General features: G+C 77.5%; 1 protein-coding gene. It reads right to left on the reverse strand.

Translation table 11 applies throughout. The annotated features are described in order from the left end of the window. The coding region (locus tag QYM41_RS17675) for an alpha/beta hydrolase (protein ID WP_368801078.1) at nucleotides 1-584 on the reverse strand (584 nt) is incomplete at its 3' end. Nucleotides 585-600 lie beyond the last annotated feature (16 nt).

Here is a 600-nt window from a genome sequence, read left to right on the forward strand (position 1 = left end):
CCGGGCAGCGCGAACACCGGGATGCAGTACGGAGGCAGCCCGCGCCGGCCCCGCCGCTCGTCGCGGACCGCCGCGGCCACCAGCCGGACGGTGGTCCGCAGGAGCGTCCCGAGCGGGATGTGCTCCTGCCGCCTCTTGGCCCGCAGCTCCTCGGCAGTGCTCCGGGAGCCCTTGCCGAACTCCGGCACCTGGGCGACCACGGCCCGGGTCCGCCGGTCCTCGGAGGCCAGCCGCAGGACGTGCCCGCCGGACAGCGAGCTGCCCCACAGCGCGGTGCGGGCCGGGTCGAGGCCGGGCAGGGAGCGGGCCAGGCGTACGGCCGCGCGCCAGTCCTCGAGCTGCTCCGCGGCGTCCACGATCTGCCGGGGTGCGCCGCCGCTGCGGCCGAACCGCCGGTAGTCGAAGGTCAGCACGGCCAGGCCGTGCTCCGCGAGGCCGGCGGCGTGCTCGGTCAGCTGGTCCTGGGTGCCGGTGAAGCCGTGGCCCATGACCACGCAGGGCGCCGCGGCGCCGGCCGGCGTCGGGCGGTACAGCGTGGCGGCGCACGGGACGCCGCCCGAGTCGAACGTGAGAGCCTCTGGCATCGTGTCCTCCACCGGC

Origin of the sequence: Kocuria oxytropis (assembly GCF_040981195.1) — a bacterium.
GTDB classification, from domain to species: Bacteria; Actinomycetota; Actinomycetes; order Actinomycetales; family Micrococcaceae; genus Kocuria; species Kocuria oxytropis.